This window comes from Staphylococcus sp. GDY8P126P (assembly GCF_017891965.1).
GTDB classification, from domain to species: Bacteria; Bacillota; Bacilli; order Staphylococcales; family Staphylococcaceae; genus Staphylococcus; species Staphylococcus saprophyticus.
Genome location: NZ_JAESKG010000011.1, coordinates 1 through 4,645, shown reverse-complemented (window position 1 = coordinate 4,645; position 4,645 = coordinate 1). Strand labels below are relative to the sequence as shown.

Here is a 4,645-nt window from a genome sequence, read left to right as displayed (position 1 = left end):
TAAAGCAATTGGAATAAAGCAGCGAAAGGAGTTGAAGAAAATGAGTGAGAAAACTAAGAAAAGTATTCGTATAGGATTATCATTTGCACAAGTGGTAGTACAATCATTAATAGTTTATTACGCTTATAAGCAATATAAATTAACTAAAGAAATGTAATTTTGATTATGTAATAAGTTTTGGTACTAAAAAAGACTTGATCTGATTAGACCAAGCCTTTTGATAGTGTTATATTAATAAACAAATAAAAAGAAGTCGCTCACTCCCCGTCCAAAGTTTGTGAATGCGACTTACCTAAATAAAATATAAAGAGTTATGTTTTATTAATTTTTGTATATCTAGATATTAAACGATATAAGTTTATTCTTCAAGATATATATTTGGGTGAGCGACTTCTTAAAGTAAATTAAGGAGTCGATTTTTTATGAGTAAAAATAATCACGCAAATCATTCAAATCACTTAGAAAATCACGATTTAGATAATTTTTCTAAAACCGGCTACTCTAATAGCCGGTTAAACCGACATATTATGTGCACCCCCGAACCAAAATTACACTTTGATGCTATGACAATTGTTGGGAATCTTAATAAGAACAATGCTCACAAACTGTCTGAATTTATGAGTATTGCGCCACAAATTAGACTTTGGGATATATTACAAACCAAATTTAAAGCTAAGGCTCTACAAGAAAAAGTTTACATCGAATATGATAAAGTAAAAGCAGATGCGTGGGATAGACGTAATATGCGTGTTGAATTTAATCCTAATAAACTTACGCATGAAGAAATGCTTTGGTTAAAACAAAACATCATTGACTACATGGAAGATGATGGTTTTACAAGATTAGATTTGGCTTTTGATTTTGAAGACGATTTGAGCGATTATTATGCGATGACTGATAAATCAGTTAAGAAAACTATTTTTTATGGTCGTAACGGTAAACCAGAAACAAAATATTTTGGTGTTCGTGACAGTGATAGATTTATTAGAATTTATAATAAAAAACAAGAACGTAAGGATAATGCAGACATTGAAGTTATGTCTGAACACTTATGGCGTGTAGAAATTGAATTAAAAAGAGATATGGTTGATTATTGGAACGATTGTTTTAATGATTTACATATTTTGAAACCAGATTGGTCTAGTTTAGAAAAAGTAAAAGACCAAGCAATGATTTATATGCTAATTCATGAAGAAAGTACATGGGGTAAATTAGAAAGACGTACAAAAAATAAATACAGAGAAATGTTAAAAAGTATTTCAGAAATTGATTTAACGGACTTAATGAAATTGACTTTAAAAGAGAATGAAAAACAATTGCAAAAGCAGATTGAATTTTGGCAGCGTGAATTTAGATTTTGGGAGTGAAAAAACAATGAGGACTGAAAAAGAAATTTTAAATTTAGTTTCTGAATTTGCTTATCAACGAAGCAATGTAAAAATTATTGCTCTCGAGGGTTCAAGAACTAATGAAAATATAAAAAAAGATAAGTTTCAAGATTATGATTTTGCTTTTTTCGTATCAGATATTGAGTATTTCACACATGAAGAAAGTTGGTTAAGTTTATTTGGAGAATTATTGTTTATACAGAAACCAGAAGATATGGAATTATTCCCACCTGATTTAGATTATGGTTACAGTTATATAATGTATTTTAAAGATGGCATAAAAATGGATATTACATTAATTAATTTAAAAGATTTAAATCGTTATTTTAGTGATTCTGATGGTCTTGTAAAAATTTTAGTTGATAAAGATAATTTAGTAACTCAAGAAATTGTTCCAGATGACTCAAATTATTGGTTAAAAAAACCAACAGAACGAGAATTTTATGATTGCTGTAATGAGTTTTGGAGTGTCTCAACGTATGTAGCAAAGGGTGTTTTTAGAAGAGAAATATTATTTGCTTTAGATCATTTCAATAATATTTTACGTCCTGAATTATTAAGAATGATTTCTTGGTATATTGGCTTTAATAGGGGTTTTGATTTTAGTTTAGGAAAGAATTATAAGTTTATAAACAAATATTTAACTGATAAAGAATTCAATATGCTTTTAGCTACTTTTGAGATGAATGGATATAGAAAGACATACCAATCTTTTAAGCTTTGTTGTGAATTATTTAAATATTATTCAAATAAAGTAAGTTGTTTAGGAAATTATAACTATCCAAATTACGAAAAAAATATTGAGAATTTTATTCGTAATAATTATGAGAATTAATTTTATTAGCAACCACATTTTTGGTTGCTTTTGTTTTGATTTTGAATTTGGTTTTGAACTATGAGTGGCTAGCATTTTGTCACTCATTTTTTGCGTTAGCAAAAACATAAAGGGTCTGGGATTAATCCCAGCAAGCCGGTATATTCAGAACGAAGTGGCTAGAATATACGACGCTTGCCAAACCACATTATTACTTGAAATTTTGTTGATTATCCTATAATCTACAAATATAGAAAGTAATATATTTCGAAGAAACGTGGTGGGATTGAATGAGTGAACATAATAATTTGGCTAGCGATTTGTCTGTTGGGGAAAACCGAAAACCCAACCGCAAAGAGCCAAAACAAATTAGTTTCAGAGTGAGCGAATCCGAATATGAAAAGTTGAGGTCATCTGCCGAAACTTTGAATATGAGTGTGCCGAATTTTGTTAAAAAGAAGGCACAGGGAAGTCGATTGGTAGCGCCCAAATTTGATAAAGAGACGCGACAATCGATTGCCAAAGATTTAAGTAAGTTAGGCGCAAACGTGAATCAAATTGCTAAATATTGCAATCAACATCAACATGATGCACCGAATTATGAAGGATTAGAACATAACATTAACGCTGTTCGTGAAAGGTTGAATGACATATGGAACAAAATGTAAAAATTGTAAGAAGTTTATTTATTTTAATAGCAGTTTGTGGGGTTGCTATTTTTAGTATTTACATTGAGGAGTATGGACTTTTATATATTTTGGGAATAGCTGTAATTGTTAATATTGTTTTATTAATTAAAGCGATAAATAAGAAACGAAGTGGTAACGATGGCAACAACTAAATTAGGTAATACAAAGTCGGCAAGTCGAGCAATCAATTACGCAGAGAAACGTGCAGAAGAAAAAAGTGGTTTGAATTGTGATGTAGATTATGCGAAATCGGCTTTTAAACAAACAAGAGCCTTGTATGGCAAAGAAGATGGAATTCAAGCACATACAGTTATTCAGTCTTTTAAACCTGGCGAAGTAACACCTGAACAATGTAATCAACTCGGCTTAGAACTTGCAAAAAAGATAGCACCTAATCATCAAGTAGCTGTTTATACGCATACAGATAAAGACCATTATCATAATCATATTGTGATTAATTCAGTTGATCTAGAAACTGGAAAGAAATATCAAAGTAATAAAAAACAACGTGATTTAGTCAAAAAAGAAAATGACAATGTCTGTCGTGAACATGGTTTGAGTGTGACAGAACGTGGCACTGCCAAAATGAGATACACGCAAGCAGAAAAGGGCATTGTGTTTGATAGAGAAGAATATTCTTGGAAAGATGAATTACGTGAATTGATTGAAAATGCAAAAGAACATACAAGCAATTTAGAGACGTTTTCAGAGCATTTAGAAGAAAAAGGGGTAGAAGTTAAGCTTCGTGGCGAAACAATCTCATATAAGCCTGAAAATGCAAATAAATGGGTGCGTGGAAGAACGCTAGGTTCAGATTATGAAAAAGGGGCGATTGACTATGAGCATGAAAGACATCAAGAACAACAAAGAGAACCCGAATATGCAGACGGATTCAAGGTCAACTGGGACGCAGTCGAGCAGCATACAGAGCAACTCAAACAACGAAGAATTGAAAGAGCTCAAGAGACAAAACAAGCTAATCGTAAAATATCTAACAGAGATACAAGAGAATCAGAAAACGAGAGACCAAGAACACAAAGTAATGACGTCGAAATTAAAAGAGACGGCGGAGGTCTTTCGCTCTAGTGGTATTCAAGCACATAATGATTTTGTCGATATAGCACAAAAAAAGTTAGGTAAAGTGAATACTGAAGATATTCAAGCAGCATTGCGACAAGATACTCGTAAAGTCCGAGAAGAAAACGAAGAAATGTTGCGTAAAGTGAGAGAATCACATGAGCATTATCAAAAAAGACAAAAGCAATTATTTACAGGTATTGGGGCTATGTTGTTAGTCTTTATGTTATTTGCTTTAATTATGACCATAGGTAGTGACTTCATGGAATTTTTTAAATTAGATGTATTGCAGAAATCTATAGCAAGCCAAATAAAAGCGTCTGAAGGATTTGTAGCGTTTCTTTGGTATATAGCTTATGGAATTCCTTATATTGTGTGTATAGGTGGCTTTATCATCTTGTATGAATGGATTAGAGCAAGGTTTCACGATTAAAAAGTAATGTAATAAAGTTTTCTAAAAAGGAGATTAAAAAATGCTTATATTTTTATTTATTTTGGTTTGTGGTCTTTTAGGTTATTTTTTGATTAATCGTTCTAAAAAAGATTAGACACGCATTTATGCCGAGAAAATTTATTGATGTTGAGAAGAACCCTTAACTAAACTTGCAGACGAATGTCGGCATAGCGTGAGCTATTAAGCCGACCATTCGACAAGTTTTGGGATTGTTAAGGGTTCC

6 protein-coding genes are annotated in these 4,645 nt (G+C 31.5%); all 6 read left to right on the top strand.

Annotation, left to right across the window (positions count from 1 at the left end):
* Nucleotides 1-422 precede the first annotated feature (422 nt).
* A complete protein-coding gene (locus tag KA893_RS11260; RefSeq protein ID WP_210125817.1) occupies nt 423-1,367 on the top strand; it encodes a replication initiation factor domain-containing protein in 945 nt (314 codons plus the stop codon).
* Between the two features lie 7 nt (nt 1,368-1,374).
* Nucleotides 1,375-2,223 (top strand): streptomycin adenylyltransferase Str, encoded by an 849-nt coding sequence (gene str, locus KA893_RS11255; RefSeq protein WP_001258486.1) that lies wholly within the window; start codon nt 1,375-1,377, stop codon nt 2,221-2,223.
* A 269-nt stretch (nt 2,224-2,492) separates the two neighbouring features.
* Nucleotides 2,493-2,870, top strand: a complete 378-nt coding sequence (locus tag KA893_RS11250; protein WP_210125815.1) for a plasmid mobilization protein — start codon at nt 2,493-2,495, stop codon at nt 2,868-2,870.
* Entirely contained in the window at nt 2,855-3,043 is a 189-nt protein-coding gene (locus KA893_RS11245) for a hypothetical protein (protein WP_070039682.1), read from the top strand. The genes KA893_RS11250 and KA893_RS11245 overlap by 16 nt, the downstream gene beginning before the upstream one ends.
* A complete protein-coding gene (locus KA893_RS11240) occupies nt 3,030-3,977 on the top strand; it encodes a relaxase/mobilization nuclease domain-containing protein (RefSeq protein ID WP_210125813.1) in 948 nt (315 codons plus the stop codon). The genes KA893_RS11245 and KA893_RS11240 overlap by 14 nt, the downstream gene beginning before the upstream one ends.
* Nucleotides 3,934-4,401: a DUF334 domain-containing protein gene (locus KA893_RS11235; RefSeq protein WP_210125811.1), complete on the top strand. Its 468-nt coding sequence runs from the start codon at nt 3,934-3,936 to the stop codon at nt 4,399-4,401. The genes KA893_RS11240 and KA893_RS11235 overlap by 44 nt, the downstream gene beginning before the upstream one ends.
* The last annotated feature ends 244 nt before the right edge of the window (nt 4,402-4,645 follow it).

Excerpts from the sequence above, each read along its gene's own strand:
- KA893_RS11260 (WP_210125817.1), top strand. The coding sequence starts at position 423 with ATGAGTAAAAATAATCACGCAAATCATTCAAATCACTTAGAAAATCAC.
- str (WP_001258486.1), top strand. The coding sequence starts at position 1,375 with ATGAGGACTGAAAAAGAAATTTTAAATTTAGTTTCTGAATTTGCTTAT.
- KA893_RS11250 (WP_210125815.1), top strand. The coding sequence starts at position 2,493 with ATGAGTGAACATAATAATTTGGCTAGCGATTTGTCTGTTGGGGAAAAC.
- KA893_RS11245 (WP_070039682.1), top strand. The coding sequence starts at position 2,855 with ATGGAACAAAATGTAAAAATTGTAAGAAGTTTATTTATTTTAATAGCA.
- KA893_RS11240 (WP_210125813.1), top strand. The coding sequence starts at position 3,030 with ATGGCAACAACTAAATTAGGTAATACAAAGTCGGCAAGTCGAGCAATC.
- KA893_RS11235 (WP_210125811.1), top strand. The coding sequence starts at position 3,934 with ATGACGTCGAAATTAAAAGAGACGGCGGAGGTCTTTCGCTCTAGTGGT.